Source organism: Streptomyces sp. SKN60 (assembly GCF_026236535.1).
GTDB lineage: Bacteria > Actinomycetota > Actinomycetes > Streptomycetales > Streptomycetaceae > Streptomyces.
Map to the genome: position 1 here is coordinate 22,242 of NZ_JAHTMW010000018.1, position 20,104 is coordinate 42,345.

The window sequence follows — 20,104 nt, forward strand, 5'->3', positions numbered from 1 at the left end:
CGAACTCCGCGCGGGTCGGAGCCGGGCGAGCATCACCCGGTCTGAGCGGAGCCGACCGAGAACCTGCACTGGCAGCCCGGCAGGTGGGCGATCCGCGGAGCATCGTAGCCGGCGTCGAGCACGCCCCAGGATCTCCGGGTCTCCCTCCGCCAACTGCCCAGCGCCGATCAAACGGACCCCACCTCCGAGATCGGGTGCACGACAGGGCTGGCGCAGCGGACCGGCCCCCCGGGGGCGGCGGGCTGGCCAGGAACCGCTCCAGCGACGCGACGCGGCGATGAGCTCGTCGTTCTCGGCTTGGTTCTCTGCGATCTCAGCCTCGAACTGCGCCTTCCGCGCCTCGGCCTGATCGGTCCCGCCCGGAAGCAGGTCGCCGCGCGCTCGACGACCCCCGCGGCGGTCTCGTACGCGACGCGCGACTCGTCCTCCGAGTCGTTCTCGGCGTAGGCGTGCAGGGCGTTCTCCAAGGCCCGCCGACCGCCGCGACCATAGATCTCCGCGAGTAGATCGTCGTCGAGCTGGTTGGTCATCAGGCCCCGAAGTCGGTGCAGCTCGACTACCCCAACGATGGGAGTCGGCGGCTGTGACGTCAGGCCAGGTCGGTGGTGTCGAGCTCGAGGTCGAACGGCTCGGGCAGCCGGATGCGGGCGCCGAAGGGGTGGGGGCCGTCGACACGCGTGTAGCCGAGCCGTCCGGGCTCGGAGTACAGGGTGACGCTCTGCTCCTGCCGGTCGACGACCAGGTAGAGCGGGGCGTGGTACTCGGCGTACCGCTTCCGCTTCACGACCCGGTCGGTGTCCCGGTTCGACTCGGAGGTGACCTCGACGATGAGGAGGGTGTCCTCGGGCAAGAGCGCAGCTGCGCCCTTGGCCTGGGCGGCGGGAACGACGGCGATGTCGGGCACGTACCAATTCGACGACCCGGGCAGGTCGAGGTTGCCGGAGCCGGTGACGCAGCCGAGTTCGCGGGCCCGGGGGCGGATCTGGTCACGGATGGCTTCGGCGGCGGCTTCGTGGTCCCAGGTCGGTGACACGGGCTCGATGATTCCCTCGATGATCTGGGCGCGGTCGCCTCGGATGTGCTGGACGGCGTACTTAAGCGCTCGTTCGGGGTCGTCGATGCCGTGGTAGTCAGGGACTGTGCTCATGGTCCGTCCTACGTCCCGGGGCGGGCTGGTGGGCTGCTGAGGTCGACGCTACCGCGCGCAGGGCAAGCAACGTGCTGTCTTAGGGCGCGCCTGCGCGGATCGGTGCGACCGACCCCGGCCAGGCAGTCCTGGGTAGCAGGATCACCGGCATGAGTGAGTGAGGGATCGCCCTGATCGCCGGTGGGGCGGCCATTCCGGGCAGCATCGTGACCGGCTTCTTCTCCTGGCTGGCCGGGCGTCGGCAAGCCACCGGAGCGGAGGCAGCCGGCCGGGCGCAGGCCGGGGCGCTGATGGCCACCGTTCAAGCCACGTTGGACGACCAACGCCGCGCCCGAGCGGTGGACCATCGGCGCCAGATCTACGTCCAGTTCCTTGAGGTAGCTGAGGAACTGCTTCTGACCGTACCGAGCTCGGGCGGCGAGGAGGTCTTCACCTCTCTGGCTCCTCGGCTTGCTACGGCTCGGGGAGCGATCGAGATCGAAGGTCCCCGCGAGGTCGCTCGGGCTGCGAAGGAGTACATGAACGGTCTCTTGGTGGGGGGTCGGACCCGGCACTGTTTCGGGGAGCAGGGACCACAACGAGTGGCCGATTTGCGGCTGGCATACCTCGCGGTGATGCGCCGTGCCCTCAACGAAGCCTGAGCGGGCCAGTCAGGGCAGCATCCGCCGCGTCCCACGCGCGTCACGCTCACCAAGCAGGGCGACGTGGTTCCCTCCGGGTACCAGGCCGTGGGGCCGCTCGGCGTGGACGCGGGCGGCGAGCTGGCCGTCGCGGCCGAGCGCGGTCTGGTCGTCAGCACATCGAGCAGTCGGGCGACGGCCGGATCCGGGGTGTGGGGGCGGGGCCAGGAGCTGGACATGGACATGGACATGGACATGGACATCGTGGAGGACGTCCTCGGGTGGCGTCCACAGGCCGAGCAGACCGACAGCCCGGCACAGGGCGGGGAAGCGGCCTGACGTCACGGACGACCCAGTGGCAGAAGTCGGCCATGCCCCAGGGGCCGCAGCAGCCGGCAGCGGCCTGGCGGCAGGCGTCGAGGATGGCGGTGCCGATGACGGCACCGCGGGCGTCCGGGGCGTGGACCAGGCCGAGATCGCCGGCCGTCGGCTTCGAGGCGTGCCCGGCCGACCGGCGGATTCGCGGCAGGGATTCCGACGCGCGAACAATCGGCTCAGCTGTCACAACTACCGTCCCAGGGCGGACAGAAGCCGAGGCCGTCGGGATAGGGCCGGCCGATACGCCTTCGTCCTCGTCGTCCCCTCCTCCGGAACAGGCCGAAACGGGCTCCCTCGAATTCATGCGGCGATGCCTGCGGCGGCCGTCTCGGTTCCGGGGTCAGGCGCGCCACACCTCGGCCGCGGCGAGGAACGCCGACGACGACGGGCGGTCCGGGGTTCCTCCCCTATTGATCTCGCCCGGCTGGGCACGGCCGTCGACGAGTGCCCGGGCGCGTCCACACGGGCCGAGCACCAGGCTCAGGCTGTGCTCCACACCGGCCAGCGGGAACCGGTCGGTGGCGAAGGCGCGCCGGTCGAGCACCTCGGCCATGCGCACCTCGATGCCTCCACCCCGCGCCCGCAAACCGGACGCGAGGTCGAGCCGAACCTGGACCGCGGACCGGTGGAACCGGGGAGCGGACCAAGGCAGGCCGTCGAGTTCGGGGAAATGGCGGACGAAGTGATCGGCCAGCCAGAGCGCGAGGTGCGGGTCCTCCCCGACAACCCTCACTCCGTCCGGCCGCCAGAGCACGACAGCGTTCCCCGCGCCATGGGTGGACCACTCCACCTGCCAGGTGGAGATGTAGGCCGTACACGAGCCCGATTTGTCGAAGAGCTGGAGGCCGGGGTTGGCGCCGACCAGGATCGGCTTGCGCGGTGCGGAATCGCTGTCCGGAGCGCCTCCGACCGCCGACGCCGGCGTGGCGGTGGCCAGGAGGCCCATCGCGCCGAGGGCGGTGCCCATGCGCACGATCCCGCGTCGGCTGACCGGGGCGGAAGGCCGGCTGTGGTCGTAGTTCGTAGGGGTTCGGTTGGAGCTCAAGGCGCCTCCTCGTTCGTGGTGACACGGTCACGGATCACCATCGGGCGGGAACGGCGGTGGCTTCCACGCATTCGAGGCCCTTCGAATCCGTCGGCCCGTCCCGGCGGCGATGGGACACTCCTGGGATGGCGATGAGGGTGCAGTTGGACGCACGGGCTTGGAGCAGGTCGCGGTTTGCCACGTCTGCTGCCATGGAGGTTCTCGGCGTGCTGCGGCACCGCGGCCGGCATCCGGCCGCTCACGCACGGCGGTGGCATGCCCGTGCCCGAAGGGCACTCCCGCCGGCGCAGCTGGCGCTGCTGGAGGCTCTGGTGCCCGACGATCACAGCTACGCCCCGGATTTCCTGACGCCTGTGCCGCGCCACGGGGAGTCCATGCCGCAAGTGGCTGCCCGTATCGCGGCGACCCCCGGCGAGGAGGTCGACTACCAGCTCGACATCGCGATCCGTGGCCGGCGTGTGTGGCCCCACGTCCTCGCGCTGCATCGCAACGAGGCAGCCTATGAACGGTGGCGGCGCCCGATGCCCCCGGCGCTTGCGAGGCTGGCGCGCGACGGCGGTGCCGCTGTGGCGACGGCTGCCGCCACAGCGATGGCGACCCTGTTCGAGTCCGTACTGGCACCGGACTGGCCACGAATCCGAGCGGTTCTGGATGCCGACATCAGCAATCGTGCCGACCAGATGGCCGCGCACGGCGCGGCGGCGGTACTCGACGATCTCGGCGAACGCATGCGCTGGACCGGCACCGAGCTCGTACTGGAACGCACCTACTCCGGGATCATCGACTGGGCCGACGAAGGAGTGCTCTTCGTGCCGGCCACGACGCATGCCGGGCCTGTGCTGTTCGCTGCCGAACGTCCGCACACGCCCGTGCTGTTCTACCGGGCGCGCGGCATAGGCGCTCTCGCGGAGCGCCCCACGGGCGCGGACCGATCGGCCCTGACAGGACTCGTGGGCGCCACCAGAGCCGCGCTGCTGGCCACGCTCGACATGCCCGCGTCCACGCTCGAGTTGAGCCGGAAGACCGGCTGGAGCAACGCGACCGTCTCGTACCACCTCGGCATCCTGCTGCGATCAGGACTCGTCGATCGACACCGCCGAGGCCGCATCGTCCAGTACGTGAGAACCGACCTCGGGACGGCACTCACGACAACATCAACGGCGGAAGAGCACACCTCCCGTACCACGTAATCTCCGACAATCTGCACCAACAGCGTGACAACACAGACCGCGAACCACCGATCCAACGGTGGTCAGCTCGGCCAGTACGGCTTTCCCTGCTTTGGCCCTGAGTCACCGGACCTGTCTGAACCGCTCCTGCCTGCGGCAGCCAGGCATGACGTCCGCTCAAACTCACTTCGGACGGGGCCGCCGTCTCCCGATCGCGCTCGCCTGGCGTCCATCCCCGCGGGCGCGGGGAGCAGCTCTGTCCCCGACCACGTCAACCTCTCCGCTCGCCGCCCGTGTTTCAGCAGGGGCCCTTGTCCTGGCCCGTGCCGCATACCGGTCCGGGGTCCTCGTAGATGAAGATCAGGAAGATGACGAAGGCCACCAAGGCGACCGATGTGCCGATACGCCAAAGCAATTCGATGCGCTTCCGCGCGCCCTCGTCGTGCTCGTGCTCAGCCTGATCGTCGCTGTCGTCGCTGCTCATGGTTCCCCCTCGGATGAGTGCGGCCGTGGAATACCCCGAATGCGTGAGTGTCAACCACGTCAGCGCGCGGAGGGAGCGGTGCTGCAGGGCCAGGGCGGCTGCCGGTCGCGATGACGGTGGGTGCCGGGACCATCCCCGCGCGAGCGGGAAGCAGAACCGGATCCTCTCCCCCGTCGTCACCGGGTCGACAGCCCTCAGCTGCTCGTTCCGATGGCGTTCCGGGAGCTGCAGCCGCCGGCAAACGCCCGGGGGGCTGCACGCGGTCCTGGCCCTGTGGTGCCGGTGAGGGAGCACTTGGTTGAACAGCTGCCGTGTGAGCGGGAGACCACATCCTCACCCGACATGACAAATGGTGATTACGACATGACGGATCGTCAGCATCGTGGCCTACATTGGTCGGTCGCGCCAATCACGCGCGGTGACGTGGGGAGGGGACTGCGGCCTTGCCGTTCATCGAGGGGTATACGAAGCGGGACGGAACGGTGGTCCGGCGTCATTGGCGGGCGCCGGCAGGAACGCGCCGGGAGACGGCACTCGCCTTCGGCATCGTGGCGGCGGTGCTCGTGCTCGGAGGCTCAGGTCCGTCAGCGGGTGGGAGCGGGGCCGGTGCGGAGCGGTTGCCGGCGCCGCGGTCCTCATCCGCGGTGACGCACCCGGTCAAGTGGCCGGGCTGGGAGCAGCCGACGCCCCGCCCGGCTCCGGCCGTGTCGTATCCGATCCGGTGGCCTCGATGGGAGAGGTCGGCCCCGAAGCCCGCGCCGACGGTGTCGTACCCGATCAAGTGGGAGCGGAACGGAGCCGGGAGGTGAGCCGCCGCCCGCCCGCGAGACGTCGCCCGGCCCGGCGACGGTCGAGGAGGGCATCCGGTGGTGGGCAGCTGGTCCTCTTCGGTGGCGGCCTGGTGATCCTATGGGCCGTGGTCATGAGCATCGCGAGATTCCTCGCCGCCAATCCGGTGATCCTGGTCGTCCTGGTGCTCGCGGTCGTCGGCTCGTCGGCGGCCTGGACGGTGAAACGGCAGCGGGCGGCGCAATGGGCTCGAGTGAGGGCGCAGGGGCTGCGGTATGCGCTCACGCAGCTCGACGCGCTGCACCACAGGCAGTTCGAATACGCGGTTCGGGACCTGATGCGGCGTGACGGGTGTGTGGATGCCGTACAGGTCGGCGGCGCCGGTGACAACGGCGCGGACGTGAAGGCCACCGACCCGTACGGGCGGAGGTGGGTCATCCAGTGCAAGCACCGCCGGGCGGGACTGTCCGGGGCCTCGGTGGGCACGCCTGACCTGCAGGTTCTCAACGGCACCGGTCGGCCGGTGCACAAGGGTGACGTCGTCGTACTCGTCACCAACGGCAAGTTCTCCAAGCCCGCGCTCGAGTTCGCGCGCTCCCAGCGGTTGCACCTCGTCGACCGGACCGTCCTGGGTGAGTGGGCGAGCGGCTCCCGTCCCCTGTGGGAACTGCTGCGAGCCGTACCCCCGCCTCGGCGGCCGACGTCCTCGTCGTGACCGACAGAACCCGCCCGCCAAGGTGAGCGGCAGGGGAGGGCAGATGAGGCTACGAAGGGTTCGCCGGTGCACTCACCGCTTCCAGTAGGGCGGTGACTGTCTCGTTGTACGGGGTCGGGATGCCGAGGCGGGCGCCGGCGCGGACCACTGCGCCGTTGCGGGCGTCGTACTCCATCTGGCGGCCGGCCAGGCGGTCCCAGAGCATGCTGCTGCCGGACTCGGGCGGCATCGACCGGAGACGGGTGAGGACCTGGTCGGCGAGGTCGGCGGGGAGGCGGGCGCCCGAGGCCAGGGCAACCTGGCGGGCCTCCTCCACCAGGGCACGGCCGAGTTGGGCGATGCGGGGGTGGGCGAAGACCGGCATGCGGTGCATCGTCAGGGCGGTGACGGCGCCGTTCGCGGCGTTCAGGCACAGTTTCGCCCAGGCCGCGGTGACGAAGTCGTCGACCGGCGTGACCTCGATACCGCTGCCCTGGCACAGGGCCGCGAAGTCGGCGCCGTCCTCGTCCCCCGGGACGGTGAGCCGTGGTGGGCCGAACAGCCGTGCCTGACCGCGGCGTTGCGACTCGGCCGAGATCTCGACCACGGCCGGAACGATGCGGGCGGGGCCGGCGAGGGGGGCGACGCGTTCGCGGTGTTCCACGCCGTTCTGGAGCACCGCGACCCGGGTGGTCGGGCCGCACAGGCGGCTGAGCCAGGGGGCCGCTGCGGGGGTCTGATAGGCCTTGGTCGCCAGTACGACCCATTCCACGGGCGACAGTTCGGCGGGGTCGGTGACTTCGGGGACGGACGTCTCCAGGGCCGACCCGTCGGGCCGTTCGATGCGCAGCCCGCCCAGCGGTGAACGTACGCAGGCGGTCACGTCCAGCCGCCCGGTCGACATCAGACCCGCGGCCACGACGCCGCCCACCGCTCCCACGCCCACTACCGCAACTCGCGTCATGTCCACCCACCCACCCTAAGGGCTTTACCTCCAGTCACCGGGGCGGTAACTTCCGCCCGACGCAAGAGATTTCAGAAATTTTCCGATCGTGTTTCCAACGGGCTGGTCCCCATCCCCAACCAACCAGCCCGCAGGGAGCGCGCCTCCGCCTGGAGAATCCGATGAGCCGCACTCCCCTTCCGCCGGCTGCGCGTCCGGTGGCCGTGCTGGCCGTGGCCGCCGGCCTGTTCGGCCTGCTCGCCGCGCCGCCCGGCGAACCCTCACCCCGTACGGCCCCCACCGCGGCCGTCGCGGAGAACACCGCGACGGTCTTCTACTGGACGCGGACGAAGAACTGGGCCGCCTACAACCTGCATTACGCCCCCGACGGCGGCTCCTGGACCACGGTGCCCGGCGTCGCCATGGAACCCGCCTGTACGGACTGGGTGAGGAAGACCGTCAGCCTCGGCTCGGCCGCCGGACTGAAGGCCACGTTCAACAACGGCAGCGGCACCTGGGACAACAACGGCGGCCAGGACTACGCCCTGGGGACCGGGAACATCACCGTCAAGGACGGCGTCGTCGCCCACTCCGACCCCTGCGCGGACACCACGCCCGCCCCCACCCCCACGCCCGCCGCGAAGGCGACCGTCTACTACTCCACCGAGGCCCTCGGCTGGTCCACCGCCAACATCCACTACCAGCCCGCCGGCGGCGCCTGGACCGCCGTACCGGGCCTCGGCATGCAGGCCGCCTGCGCCGGCTGGTGGAAGCGGGAGATCGACCTGGGGACGGCCGCCTCGCTCAAGGCCGCCTTCAACAACGGCAACGGCACCTGGGACAACAACGGCGGCTCCGACTACACCATCGGCACGGGCGTCTCCACCGTGCGCAACCGGGTGGTGACGGCGGACGCCGCCGACCCCTGCGCCGCCGCACCGCCCGACACCCAGGCACCGACCGCCCCGGCCCGGGTGACCGCCGCCGCCGACGGAGTCTCCGTACTGCTCGGCTGGGACCCCGCCACCGACGACCGGGGCGTCACCGCGTACCAGGTCACCCGGACCGGCGGCAGCGGCGGCACGGTCGTGACCGATGTCGGCTCCACCGTGTACACCGACACCGGGCTCGTCGAACGCACCTTGTACACCTACACGGTGAAGGCCGTGGACGCCGCCGGGAACGTCTCCCCCGCCTCCGCCCCGGTGACCGCCACCACCGGCGACAAGCCCGCCACGCCCGCCCCCGGGAAGCCGCTGGGCACCGACCCGCGCAAGGACCCGATCTACTTCGTCCTCACCGCCCGCTTCAACGACGGCGACCCGTCGAACAACCGGGGCGGCAGCCAGCACGTGAAGTCGGGCAACGCCGCCCACGACGACCCCATGTTCCGCGGCGACTTCAAGGGCCTCATCCAGAAGCTGGACTACGTCAAGGGCCTCGGCTTCTCGGCGATATGGATCACGCCGGTGGTCCTCAGCCGCTCGGACTACGACTACCACGGCTATCACGGCTGGGACTTCTACAAGGTCGACCCGCGCCTGGAGTCCGCCGGCGCCTCCTACCAGGACCTCATCGACGCGGCCCACGCCAAGGGCATGAAGATCTACCAGGACGTCGTCTACAACCACTCCTCCCGCTGGGGCGCCAAGGGCCTGTTCGTGCCGACCGTGTACGGCGTGCGGGACAGCCAGTGGAGCTGGTACTACGACGAGCAGCAGCCGGGTTTCGAGTACGACGGCCTGACCATCGACGCCAAGACCGGCAAGTCGTACTACAACGGCGACCTGTGGTCGACCGCCGAGCCGGCCGGCAACACCTGCGTGAACTGGGGCAAGCCGACCGGCGGCCGGAGCGCCGAGGGCTACACCCTCTACAACTGCCAGTGGCCGAGCCCCACTTCGGGCATGTTCCCGGCGGATCTCTACCACCGGTGCTGGATCGGCAACTGGGAGGGCGAGGACGCCCGCTCCTGCTGGCTGCACGAGGACCTTGCGGACTTCAACACCGAGAACCCGGCCGTCCAGAACTACCTGATCGGCGCGTACGACAAGTACATCGACATGGGAGTCGACGGCTTCCGCGTCGACACGGCCGTGCACATCCCCCGCACCACCTGGAACCGCCGCTTCCTGCCGGCCATCCAGGAGCGGGTCACCCAGCGCCACGGCGCCGAGGCGGCCGCGAACTTCTTCGTCTTCGGGGAGGTCGCCGCCTTCGTCAACGACAAGTGGAACCGCGGCTCGGTCAACCACTCGGCGCAGTTCTACACCTGGAAGGAGCGCAAGGAGTACGACGCCGACGACGCCAGGGCGAGCCTGGAGATGTACGCCTACGAGCAGGGGCTCGGCCCGGCCGGACAGCCCACCTCCACCAACGCCTTCCTGAACGGCAACAGCTACCACGCGCCCGACCACAGCCGGTTCTCCGGCATGAACGTCATCGACATGCGCATGCACATGAACTTCGGTGACGCGCAGAACGCCTTCTCCAACGGCAAGGACTCCGACGACAGTTACAACGACGCCACCTACAACGTCGTCTACGTCGACAGCCACGACTACGGCCCCAACAAGTCGAGCGAACGGTACGCGGGCGGCACCGACGCCTGGGCCGAGAACATGTCCCTGATGTGGACCTTCCGCGGCATCCCGACGCTGTACTACGGCTCCGAGATCGAGTTCCAGAAGGGCAGGAAGATCGACTGCGGGCCGACCTGCCCCCTCGCCGACACCGGCCGCGCCTACTTCGGCGACCACGTCGCCGGCTCCGTCACGGCCTCCGACTTCTCCCAGGTCTCCGCGGCGAGCGGCCAGGTCGCGACCACCCTCCAGCAGCCCCTGGTGCGGCACGTGCAGCGGCTCAACCAGATCCGCCGCGCCGTCCCCGCGCTACAGACGGGCCAGTACTCGACCGATGGCGTCTCGGGCGGCTTGGCGTTCAAGCGGCGCTACACCAGCGGCTCGACGGACAGCTTCGCGCTCGTCACGGTCTCGGGCGGCGCCACCTTCGCGGGCGTCCCGAACGGCACGTACACCGACGCCGTCACCGGCGACGTCCGCACCGTCACGAACGGCAGTCTCACCGTGGCCGCGCCCGGCAAGGGCAACCTGCGGGTGTACGTCCTGAACGGCCCCGGCAGGATCGGCACGGCCGGACCGTACCTCAAGTGACGGGTGGCCGTACGGGGCGGGCCTCGCCCGCCCCGTACGGCCGGACCGGATCCGGTCCTCGCCCGCTCGTCAGGGGGCGAGAGCGAGCGCGAACCGGTCGAAGATGTCCAGCACTTCGATCCAGCCGATGTCGCTGCTGCAGACCTTCTCCCCGTCGATGATCGTGCAGCCGAACCCGGCGACGACCATCCCGTTGAGCTGCCGGGAGTTCGGGTCGTTGATCGTGATCACGGGGCCGCCGCTGTCGCCGGTCCGCGCGACGACGCCGCCGTTGTGCGGGACGCCGGCGCTGCCGAAGATGTGGGCGCCTTCGGTGACCCAGGTGGCGTCGCCGGAGTGGGTCGTCCGGATGTTGCAGACGACCTTGGATCCGTAGCCGAGCTGGCAGACGAAGTCGCCCACCGCGACGTTGCGCACGCTGTTGAGCCGGCGGGTGTAGCCCTGCGCGTCGGTGCCGTCCCAGGTATAAGGACTCGTTCCGGTCTCGATGAACGCCGAGTCGAGATCGGCGATCTCGGCCCCGACCGGGCCGACGCGGTTGCCGCCGGCCGTGAACACGACCTCACCCTGGCCGTAGCAGTGACCGGCCGTGACGAGCCAGCGGCGGCTGTCCACGGTGCTGACGGCCGGGATGCCGCTGGTGCAGTGCGCGCGCGAACCCGTCGCGGGCCCGAGCGCCGCCCCCGCGTAGAACGGCGAGGTGTCGTCCCACCGGCCGCTCAGCGGCACCATCGCAGGCGACTGCCGGACCCGGACCGGCGTGGCCCCGGCCTGCGTGAGCTGCTTCGCGACGGCGGGCCGGGCGAGGTACTCCCGCGCGGCCTTCGCGTCGTCCACGCCGAGGTCGATCGCGCCGCCGTCGACCGTGCTGCTCGCCATCTCGACCTTGAAGGGCAGGTCCTTGCGGCTGACGAGCGCCGTCATCTCCTTCCTGAGCTGCTGCCGGGACTTCGCGCTCCGGCGTACGTGCAGCAGCTCCGTGTCGGCCTTCGGGTTCACCTCGCGCACGGCGTCGACGAAGGCGGCGCGGCGCCCCGGGTCGGTGAGGTAGAGGTTGACCGACCGGTAGTCCGGTGCCATCTCCACCTGGGTGTACACATCCGCCTGCGCGCCGCGTCCGGCCCGGGCGGCGGCATCGGCCACCACCCGCAGCGGTTCCAGCACCTCGCCCTGTTGCTCCGGTGTCATCGCGGCGACGACGTCGGCGGACAGCGGTTCGGGTGCCCCGGCCTCGGCGGAGGCCGCCATGAGCGGCAGGACGGCGAGCGCCGCGGCGAGCACGACGGGGCGCCACACAGCCTTCTTCATCGATCTCTCTCCTGGTTACGGAGCGGATACGACATGACGGAGCGTGACGCTAGGGGTGGGCGCGGGACGCGACAAGGAGACGCGACGGACGAACGGCACCGCGTGTGACCGTCGCGGGCGGCGCGCGGGTGTGCGCGGAGCTCGGAAGGGGCGCGCGGCTGCTCACCGGCCTGCTCGAGGGCGGACACGTCAAGGTGCGCGACATGACGGACCAGCAGTCGTGGCCGACTGGCGGCACGGATCACCCGGTCTAGGATGTGCGGTCCCTGCACCCGCCGCGGCCGGCGCCCCCTCCGCCGCGGCACCCACAGATCTGGACACCGCGTCATGACCTCCGCCGTCATCGTCGGCGGCGGGCCCAACGGGCTCACCGCCGCGGCCCTCCTCGCGAAGGAGGGTCTGGACGTCACGCTTCTGGAGGCCGCGGACGAGGTCGGCGGCGGCACCCGCAGCCACGAGGCCATCGTCCCCGGGCTGCTGCACGACCATTGCTCGGCCATCCATCCGATGGCCGTCACCTCCCCGGCGCTGCGGGCGCTCGGCCTCGAACGGCACGGCCTGCGCTGGCGGACGGCGGAGGTCGACTGCGCCCATCCGCTCGACGACGGCAGCGCCGGGGTGCTGCTGCGTTCCGTCGAGGAGACCGCCCGTCTGCTCGGAGGCAATGACGGCGGCCGCTACCGTGCGCTGTTCGCCGCCTCGGTACGGGCCTGGGACGCGCTCGCCGAGGACACGATGGGGCCGCTGCTGCGGGTCCCGGCGCACCCGCTGCTGGTCGCCCGCTTCGGTCTGCCGACCGCGCTGCCGGCCACGGTCCTCGCCCGGCTCTTCAGCTCCCCGCAGGCGCGGGCGCTGTGGGCGGGCGTGGCGGCCCACAACTTCCGTCCGCTGTCCCGCCCCTTCACCTCGGCGATCCCGCTGGGCATCCTCACCGCCGGGCACGCGGCCGGCTGGGCGGTGGCGGAAGGCGGCTCGCGGTCCATCGCCGATGCGCTGGCGGGCGCGTTGCGGGCTTACGGCGGCGTGGTCCGGACGGGGGTGCGCATCACCGACGCCGCGCAGATCCCGCCCGCCGACGTGACGCTGCTCGACCTCGATCCGGGCCAGGTCGCCGCCCTCTACGGTGACCGGCTGCCGGGGCGGGTACGGCGGGCGTACCGGCGTTTCCGGCGGGCGCCGGGCGCCTTCAAGCTCGACCTGGCCGTCGAGGGCGGAGTGCCCTGGACGAACGAGCCGTCCCGCCGCGCCGTCACCGTCCACCTCGGCGGCCCGCTCGCCGAAGTGGCCGGTGCCGAGCGGGAGGTGGTGGCCGGGCGGATGCCGGAGCGGCCCTTCGTGCTTGTCGGCCAGCAGTATCTGGCCGACCCCTCGCGCTCGGCGGGCGACGTGCACCCCGTGTTCACGTACGCCCATGTGCCGCACGGGTACGACGGGGACGCGACCGAGGCGATCCTCGGGCAGCTGGAGCGGTTCGCGCCCGGTGTCCGTGAACGGGTCGTGGGCATGCGGGTCACCCGGCCCGCGGATTTCGCCGCCGGCAACCCCAACTTCACCGGCGGCGACATCATCACCGGGGCCAAGACGATCCCGCAACTGCTGCTCGGCCCGCGTCCGGCGTTCGACCCGTACGCCACCGGTGTGCCCGGCGTGTTCCTGTGCTCGGCGGCCACTCCGCCCGGTCCCGGGGCGCACGGCTTGTGCGGTGCGGGGGCGGCGGCGTCCGCGCTGCGCCACCTCGGGGCCGGGCCCGCGTGACGGAGCGGGGCCGCTCCGGCCGTACGGTTCCTGGCACCCGTACGGCCGGAGTGGCCCGGTGGGCCGGCCTCGCTCAGGAGGCGGGCACCTCGTCGACGAAGGTCGTGCCGGCGCTGCGCAGGGCGGCGATCTTCGCGGTGACCTGGGCCGGGGTGAGGACCTGGTCCTTGACGTGCAGGACGTAGTCGACCTGCTGGTCGTAGGCGCGCGGCGTGGTGGACGGCTGGCCGTTGAGGTCGATCAGCCACTGGTTGAAGTTGATGGACATGGGTCGTTCGGGCAGGTAGGCGGCGTCGTGGGTGCCGAAGACGGCGCCGTCGATGTAGTAGGTGATCCTGCTGTCGTCGATGGTGACGACGAGGTCGTGCCAGCCGGCGAAGCTCTGCCGGCTCTCGCTGTGCTGATTGACGGCCTGCCAGGGGTCGGGGTTGTAGGTCTCCCAGGAGGTCGTGTACAGGATGTTCGCGGGCTCGCCCCAGCCGCCGTTGGGCAGGTACTCGAAGTCGTACTCGGCGTAGTCGTCGGCCATCGGGGCCTTGAGGTCGTTGATGGTGAAGAAGGTCTGGACGATGCGGTCGCCGTCGGGGCCGTACTTGGGCGCGTCGGAGAACTTCACCCGGGCCGCGTAGGTGCCGTTCTTGAACTTCGTGGCCTTGGTGAGGACTTCGGTGTGGGTCGTGGTGGAGCCGGTGCCGGCGCTGGAGGTCTCCAGGTTCATCACCGTGTTGCCGCTCTGGTTGACGAAGGTGACCTTGGACGGGTCCCAGGTGGCGCCGGGGACGCCGGGGCCGCCGGAGTTGGAGCGCACGTTCCAGCCGTGGCCGGCGAGGGCGGGGTCGGTGTGCGAGGTGTAGGAGAAGTCGTCGAAGAGGGTCTGGCCGCCGCCGGTGGGCGGGTCGGTCGGGGTCGGCGGGTCGGTGGGGGTGGGCGGGTCGGTCGGCTCGTTCCCGGCGGGGGCGGTGCCCCATACGTTCGTGCCGGCGATCTGCGCGGTGACCTTGGTCCAGTCGGCGTAGGCGAGCTGGGTGCCGCTGAAGGAGTAGTCGTCGCTCTGGGTCAGGGTCTGCCAGGTGGACTGGTAGAAGCGCAGCTGCATGTCGCCGGTGTCGGCGCCGGGGGCGAGGGTGCCGGCCCCCGGGGTGAAGCCGATCTCCAGGTAGCGGTCGGCCGTGGGAGTCGGGTTCGCGAGCGTGCCGAAGGTGCCCGTGATGACGGAGCAGCCCTTGACCGCCCAGGAGCAGGCGAAGCGGTAGGTGGCGGTCGGGGAGTCGGCCTTGAAGTAGTAGCGGATCTTGACCTGGATCAGCTGGACGGTGGTGCTGCCGGTGTTGCGCAGCTTGAGCCACGGCTCGGTCTGGTCGGCGGTGGCGCCGGCGGCGCTGGTGCGGTACTGGACGGCGAGGCCGTCGCCCGAGGCGGCGGAGGCGGACGCGGTGGTGAGGGGCAGGGTGGCCAGGGCGGCGCTGCCGACGAGGGCGGTGAGGGCGAGGGCCGCCCGGGTGCTGCGGCTGGTGGTACGGCTGGTGCTACGGGTACTCATCCGGCGTTTCCTTTCGTTCTTCGTTCGCTCCCGCGCTCCGCGGGAGGGGTCGTGGGGGTGTGCGGGTGGAGCGGCGGGACGTTTCGTCATGCGGGGGTGTGCGCCGGCCGGTTCGGGAGCGTGTCGTGCGGGACGCCGAGTGCGGTGAGCCGCGCCCGGTGGCCGTCGAGCCGGGTCCGGAAGTCCCGCCAGTCGCCGGTGGGGGCCCACGCCCGCTCGGCGAGGGCGCACAGGCGGGGGTAGGTGAGGTACTCGATGTGCTCGGGTGTGGGCACGAACTCGGTCCACAGCTGGCCCTGGGTGCCCAGGACCCTCCCGGCGAGCGGCGGCTCGCCGGCCGGCGGGACGAGGTCGACGCCGTACACGCTCCGCAGGTCCAGGGTGTGGCCCGGCTGCGCGGGGGGTTCCCCGGGGCCGGGGCCGCGTGCGTAGTCGAAGTAGGTCGAGCGGTGGTCGGCGTGGATGACGTCGTGTCCCCGGCGGGCCGCCGCCCAGGCGTGTCGTGGCGTACGCCAGCTGATCACGGTGCAGGTCAGGGGCAGGGTGGTGGCGTCCTCGGCCCAGGCGACCGGGCGCCGGCCGGCCCGTACGACATGGTCGGCCATGCCGGCCATGAACCAGCTGTGCAGCTCCCGCGGGCCGGACAGCCCTTCCCGTGCGGCGCGGGCGACGGCGGCCGGGCTGGACTCCCATTCCGCCGTGGGGACTTCGTCGCCGCCGATGTGGATGTACGGGGAGGGGAAGAGGTCCATCACCTCGTCGAGGACGGTGCGGAAGAAGTCGAGGACGTGGTCGTCGACGCCGAGCACATTGGGGCAGACGCCCCAGTGCGTCCACACATCGAGGCGCGTGTCCGGGTGGTTGCCCAGTTCGGGGTAGGCGGCGAGCGCGGCCCGTACGTGCCCGGGCACCCCGACCTCGGGTACCACCGTGACACCGCGTGCGGCGGCGTAGGCGACCAGGCCGGCGAGTTCGGCGCGGGTGTACGAGCCGCCGTGCGGACGTCCGTCGAAGTGCTCGCTGCCGACGGGGCCGACCATCGACTGTGCGCGCCGGCCGCCGATCTCGGTGAGCCGGGGGTAGGCGTCGACCGGCATCCGCCAGCCCTGGTCGTCGGTGAGGTGCAGCTGGAGGACGTTGAGCTTGTGCAGGGCGAGGAGGTCGACGAAGCGGCGCAGGTAGGACACGGGCTGGAAGTGGCGGGCGACGTCGAGCAGCATGCCGCGCCAGGGGTGCGCGGGTACGTCCGTGATCTCCACGCCCGGCAGCTCGGCGCCCCGCCCGGCCCGCTGCCCGGCCCGCTGCTCCGCCCCTTGCCCGTACGGCACCGACAGGGCTTCGTACGGCAGGAGCTGACGTACCGTCTGGACGCCGCGCAGCAGTCCGGTCGGGCGGGCGGCGCGCATGAGCACTCCGCCGGAGCTGACGGTCAGTCCGTACCCCTCCTCCCCCAGGGCCGTCAGGGCCGGATCGAGGGCGAGGACGAAGGCGCCGTCCTCGGCGTGCTCCAGGCGGCCCGGTCCGGTGACGGGCGCGAGGTACGTGCGCAGCAGGTCGGCCGCGCCTTCGGCGCCGGGGGCGACGCGCAGCCGCGTGGTGTGGTCGAGGTGGAATCGGCCGGGGCGGGCGGCGAGCCGGCTCGGGCGGGGGACGAGGGCGCGATCGGGGCGTGGGGGTGCGGGGTTGAGCAGGTCCACGGGACTGTGTCTCCCGGAGTTCGACGGGGCGCGGGGCGGGCGGGGGTGATGCGGAGGTGCCGGACAGGCCCTGGCTGTCGGCCTAGCCCTTGACTCCTCCGGCGGTCAGGCCGGAGGTCACATGGCGCTGCAGGGCGAGGAAGACGATCAGCGCGGGCAGTGCGAAGAGCGTGGAGGCCGCCATGGTGGCGCCCCAGTCCGTGCCGAAGGTCGTCTGGAAAGAGGAGAGCCAGACGGGCAGGGTGCGGCTGTCCTGCTGCTTGATGATGAGGAAGTTGGCGTAGGTGAACTCGTTCCAGGCGGTGATGAATCCGAAGAGCGAGGTGGCCATCAGGCCGGGGGCGAGCAGCGGGAACGCGACCCGGCGGAAGGCGCCCACCCGGGTGCAGCCGTCGACCTGCGCCGCCTCTTCCAGTTCGGGTGGGATGCCGGCGATGAAGCCGCGGAGGACCACCACGGTGAACGGCAGGGTGATCATGAAGTAGATCAGGGTGAGCGTGGGCAGCCGGTCGAGCATGCCGGTGTCGCGGGAGATGATGTAGATGGGGATGATCAGTGACTCCCACGGCGCCATCTGGGCGATGAACACCGCCAGCATGAACTGCCTGCGGCCGCGCCAGCGCAGCCTCGCGACCGCGTACGCCGCGCCGAGGCCGACGACCAGGGCAAGGAGTACGGCGCCGAGGGTGACCAGGATGCTGTTGCGCCAGAAGAGGGCGAAGTGGTCGGCCCGGACCGCCGCGCGGAAGTGGTCGAGGGTCCATTCCGAGGGGATGAGGCGGGGTTCGTAGGACTGGATGTCCCGGGACGGCTTGAGGGCGGTGGTGACCATCCAGTACACGGGGAAGAGGCAGATCGCCACGGTCAGCGTGGCCGACGCGTAAAGCGGGATCCGGCGCAGGGCGCGTCGCGGGGCGGACCTGCGGGTGGTGGGCACAGGGGTCACAGCGGTCACGGTGGTCACAGGTGCTCCCCTTCCTGGCGGAACAGTTGGCGGAAGTAGAGGACGAGGACGCCGCTCATGAGCAGGACGGTGACCATGGAGGCGGCCGATCCCAGGTCGTAGCGCTGGTTGGCGAGTGCGGTCTGTACGGCGTACACCGGCAGGATCGTGGTCGCGTCGCCCGGCCCGCCCCGGGTCATCACCCAGATCTGGACGAAGGCCTTGAAGGTCCAGATCACCTCCAGGGAGACCACCAGCATGAAGATCGGTCTCACCAGGGGGAAGGTCACGGAGCGGAAGATCCGCAGGGCGCCGGCGCCGTCGAGGCGGGCGGATTCGTAGAGCTCCTCGGGCACGGTGGTGAGGGCCGAGTAGAGGGTGATGGCGGCGAACGGCACCGACTGCCAGACGATGAGGACGACCAGGATGGTGAACGCGGCGGTGCCGTCGGCGAACCAGGTGTAGCCCTCGAAGGAGGTGAAGCCGAGGTCGGTGAGGGTTTCGTTGACGATGCCGAACTCGGAGTGGAACAGCCACTGGAAGACGGTGGTGGCGGCCACGACCGGCACCGCCCACACCAGGACCAGCGAGCTCAGGACCACGGCCCTGCCTGTCCTGCCGAGCCGTTCGATCATCAGGGCGACCAGGGTGGAGAGGATCACGATGGTGACGACGTTGACGGCCATGAAGAGGAAGGTGCGGCGGACGACGGCCCAGAATCTGGGGTCGGTCCACAGGGTCTGGTAGTTGCGCAGACCCACGAACTCGGCGTCGCCTCTGATCAGTTCGCGCAGCCGGAAGTCCTGGAAGGAGATGAGCAGGGCGCGGCCGAACGGATAGAGCAGGAGGTAGAGCATGCCCAGGACCGCCGGTGCGATCAGCAGGTAGGGGCCGAGGGTGAGGGGGCGTCTGCGGGGCACGCGCCGGGAGGACCTGGCGGCGGGCATGGGTCAGGAACCGCTGTTCAGGGTGGTGGTGATGGACCGGGACGCCTTGGCGGCCTCGGACTTCGCGTCGCGGCCGATGAGCACGGCGGTCATGTAGTCCTTGATGGGGTTCTTGGCCTCGACCGCCGCCCACTGCGGGGTGTTGGGCGTGGCGTGTCCGTTGACGGCGCCGATCGCCATGGCCGCCGCGCCGGGGTCGGAGCCGACGGCGGCCGCCAGGTTGGTCTTGTTGGGGACGTAGCTCATCGCCAGGGCGAGCTTCTTCTGCCACTCCTCGCCGGTGAGCTCCTTGAGGAAGGTGTAGGCCTCCTTCTGATGCGCGGCGACGGCGGGCACGACGAGGTCGGAGCCGCCGGTGAACACGGCGCCCGGGGTGTCGGCGGTCTTGCCGGGGATGGGGAAGAAGCCCAGCTTGCCCTTGAGGGCGGGGTTGCTCTGGGTGATGACGTTGGCTCCGCCGGGGGCGGCGATGACCTGGGCGATCTGTCCCTTGGCCACGACCTCGGCCTGGAGCGGGCGGGACTCGTCGGAGTCCTTGGGGCCCTTGCCGAGGGCCTGGAGCCGCTTGTAGAACTCCATGGCGCGGAGCGCTTCGGGGCTGTCGAGGCCGCCCTTCCAGGCGCTGCCGTCCTGGACGGCGAGGTCGCCGCCCTCGTCCCAGACGAAGCCGGCGAGGGTGAACCAGTTCTGGCCGGGGAGGTAGATGCCCTGCGTGCCGTTGCTGTTGAGCTTCTCGGTGGCGGCGAGCCACTGGTCACGTGTCTTGATCTTCGTGGCGTCGATGCCCGCCTGCTGGAACAGGTCGGTGCGGTAGATGACGACGCGGTTGGCGGCGTAGTACGGGATGCCGTACTGCCGGCCCTCCCAGGCTCCGGGTTCGGCGAGGCCCTTGAGCCAGAACTCGCCGCCGAGTTCGGTGACCTTGCCGGTGAAGTCGGTGAGGCCGCCGCTCTGGGCGTACTGGGCGACCTGGGTGTTGCCGACCTCGATGACGTCGGGGGCGTCGTTGCTGGCCAGGGCGGCGGTGACCTTCTCGCCGATGCCCTCCCACTCCTGGATCTGGATCTTGACGTCGATCTCCGGGTGAGCCTTCTCGAAGCCGGCCTCGAACTCCTTCTGGAAGGCCTCGGACACGCTGTCGCGCATCAGCCAGACGTCGAGGACGGTCGGTCCGCCGGCGTGGTCCTCGGTGTCGCCGCCGCCGGACGCGGAGCAGGCGACGAGTCCGGTGCTCAGCAGCATGGCGCCGAGCAGGGCAAGGGGGCGGTGCTTCACGGTTCACCTCTGGGGAGCCTGAGAACGGGAGGTAAAGTCCGACCTGACCAATCGGCCGTCGAGTGTTTACCAGTTGGCGCGGGGATGAAGGTGGCATGGACCAATGTCGCCGTCAACCCCCGGAGCAGAGATGACATTTGGGCCAGCGGGGCGCGGAGAAGCAGCCAGACGGCCAAACGGCCACGGGACCTGCACGA

Annotated in this window: 17 protein-coding genes; 7 read left to right on the forward strand and 10 right to left on the reverse strand. The window is 70.9% G+C overall.

Features of this window, described 5'->3' with window-relative positions:
• Nucleotides 1-297 precede the first annotated feature (297 nt).
• Nucleotides 298-447: a hypothetical protein gene (locus KV205_RS26790; RefSeq protein ID WP_265867189.1), complete on the forward strand. Its 150-nt coding sequence runs from the start codon at nt 298-300 to the stop codon at nt 445-447.
• A 142-nt stretch (nt 448-589) separates the two neighbouring features.
• Here the strand turns inward: KV205_RS26790 and KV205_RS26795 are convergent, their stop codons facing one another.
• Complete coding sequence (locus KV205_RS26795) at nt 590-1,147, reverse strand: Uma2 family endonuclease (protein ID WP_265867190.1); 558 nt, start codon at nt 1,145-1,147, stop codon at nt 590-592.
• Between the two features lie 206 nt (nt 1,148-1,353).
• On the opposite strand from KV205_RS26795, the gene KV205_RS26800 reads away from it, so the two are divergent.
• Complete coding sequence (locus tag KV205_RS26800; protein WP_265867191.1) at nt 1,354-1,788, forward strand: hypothetical protein; 435 nt, start codon at nt 1,354-1,356, stop codon at nt 1,786-1,788.
• 63 nt (nt 1,789-1,851) lie between these two features.
• Nucleotides 1,852-2,106 (forward strand): hypothetical protein, encoded by a 255-nt coding sequence (locus KV205_RS26805; RefSeq protein WP_265867192.1) that lies wholly within the window; start codon nt 1,852-1,854, stop codon nt 2,104-2,106.
• A gap of 379 nt (nt 2,107-2,485) precedes the next feature.
• On the opposite strand, the gene KV205_RS26810 is transcribed toward KV205_RS26805, so the two are convergent.
• A complete protein-coding gene (locus tag KV205_RS26810; protein WP_265867193.1) occupies nt 2,486-3,190 on the reverse strand; it encodes a hypothetical protein in 705 nt (234 codons plus the stop codon).
• A 191-nt stretch (nt 3,191-3,381) separates the two neighbouring features.
• Between KV205_RS26810 and KV205_RS26815 the strand changes: the two genes are divergently transcribed.
• The gene (locus KV205_RS26815) at nt 3,382-4,380 is read left to right on the forward strand and encodes a helix-turn-helix transcriptional regulator (RefSeq protein WP_265867194.1); all 999 of its coding nucleotides are present in this window, start codon (nt 3,382-3,384) and stop codon (nt 4,378-4,380) included.
• A 277-nt stretch (nt 4,381-4,657) separates the two neighbouring features.
• On the opposite strand, the gene KV205_RS26820 is transcribed toward KV205_RS26815, so the two are convergent.
• Nucleotides 4,658-4,843 (reverse strand): hypothetical protein, encoded by a 186-nt coding sequence (locus KV205_RS26820; RefSeq protein WP_265867195.1) that lies wholly within the window; start codon nt 4,841-4,843, stop codon nt 4,658-4,660.
• Nucleotides 4,844-5,765: 922 nt separating this feature from the next.
• Between KV205_RS26820 and KV205_RS26825 the strand changes: the two genes are divergently transcribed.
• Nucleotides 5,766-6,347 (forward strand): restriction endonuclease, encoded by a 582-nt coding sequence (locus tag KV205_RS26825; protein WP_265867196.1) that lies wholly within the window; start codon nt 5,766-5,768, stop codon nt 6,345-6,347.
• A gap of 49 nt (nt 6,348-6,396) precedes the next feature.
• On the opposite strand, the gene KV205_RS26830 is transcribed toward KV205_RS26825, so the two are convergent.
• Nucleotides 6,397-7,290, reverse strand: coding sequence for a 2-dehydropantoate 2-reductase (locus tag KV205_RS26830; RefSeq protein WP_265867197.1), 894 nt, complete (start codon nt 7,288-7,290; stop codon nt 6,397-6,399).
• A gap of 161 nt (nt 7,291-7,451) precedes the next feature.
• On the opposite strand from KV205_RS26830, the gene KV205_RS26835 reads away from it, so the two are divergent.
• Entirely contained in the window at nt 7,452-10,442 is a 2,991-nt protein-coding gene (locus KV205_RS26835; protein WP_265867198.1) for a carbohydrate binding domain-containing protein, read from the forward strand.
• Between the two features lie 69 nt (nt 10,443-10,511).
• On the opposite strand, the gene KV205_RS26840 is transcribed toward KV205_RS26835, so the two are convergent.
• Complete coding sequence (locus KV205_RS26840; protein ID WP_265867199.1) at nt 10,512-11,750, reverse strand: trypsin-like serine protease; 1,239 nt, start codon at nt 11,748-11,750, stop codon at nt 10,512-10,514.
• A 327-nt stretch (nt 11,751-12,077) separates the two neighbouring features.
• Between KV205_RS26840 and KV205_RS26845 the strand changes: the two genes are divergently transcribed.
• Nucleotides 12,078-13,505 (forward strand): NAD(P)/FAD-dependent oxidoreductase, encoded by a 1,428-nt coding sequence (locus KV205_RS26845; protein ID WP_265867200.1) that lies wholly within the window; start codon nt 12,078-12,080, stop codon nt 13,503-13,505.
• Between the two features lie 73 nt (nt 13,506-13,578).
• On the opposite strand, the gene KV205_RS26850 is transcribed toward KV205_RS26845, so the two are convergent.
• The 5 genes from KV205_RS26850 to KV205_RS26870 all read right to left on the reverse strand — a co-directional run bounded on the left by KV205_RS26850 (nt 13,579) and on the right by KV205_RS26870 (nt 19,907).
• Nucleotides 13,579-15,045: a cellulose binding domain-containing protein gene (locus KV205_RS26850; RefSeq protein WP_265867201.1), complete on the reverse strand. Its 1,467-nt coding sequence runs from the start codon at nt 15,043-15,045 to the stop codon at nt 13,579-13,581.
• An 86-nt stretch (nt 15,046-15,131) separates the two neighbouring features.
• Nucleotides 15,132-16,742, reverse strand: coding sequence for a beta-N-acetylhexosaminidase (locus tag KV205_RS26855; RefSeq protein ID WP_265867202.1), 1,611 nt, complete (start codon nt 16,740-16,742; stop codon nt 15,132-15,134).
• A gap of 82 nt (nt 16,743-16,824) precedes the next feature.
• Nucleotides 16,825-17,679 (reverse strand): carbohydrate ABC transporter permease, encoded by an 855-nt coding sequence (locus tag KV205_RS26860; protein ID WP_265867305.1) that lies wholly within the window; start codon nt 17,677-17,679, stop codon nt 16,825-16,827.
• Nucleotides 17,680-17,702: 23 nt separating this feature from the next.
• Complete coding sequence (locus tag KV205_RS26865) at nt 17,703-18,632, reverse strand: carbohydrate ABC transporter permease (protein WP_265867203.1); 930 nt, start codon at nt 18,630-18,632, stop codon at nt 17,703-17,705.
• 3 nt (nt 18,633-18,635) lie between these two features.
• The gene (locus tag KV205_RS26870; RefSeq protein WP_265867204.1) at nt 18,636-19,907 is read right to left on the reverse strand and encodes an extracellular solute-binding protein; all 1,272 of its coding nucleotides are present in this window, start codon (nt 19,905-19,907) and stop codon (nt 18,636-18,638) included.
• Nucleotides 19,908-20,104: the final 197 nt, after the last annotated feature.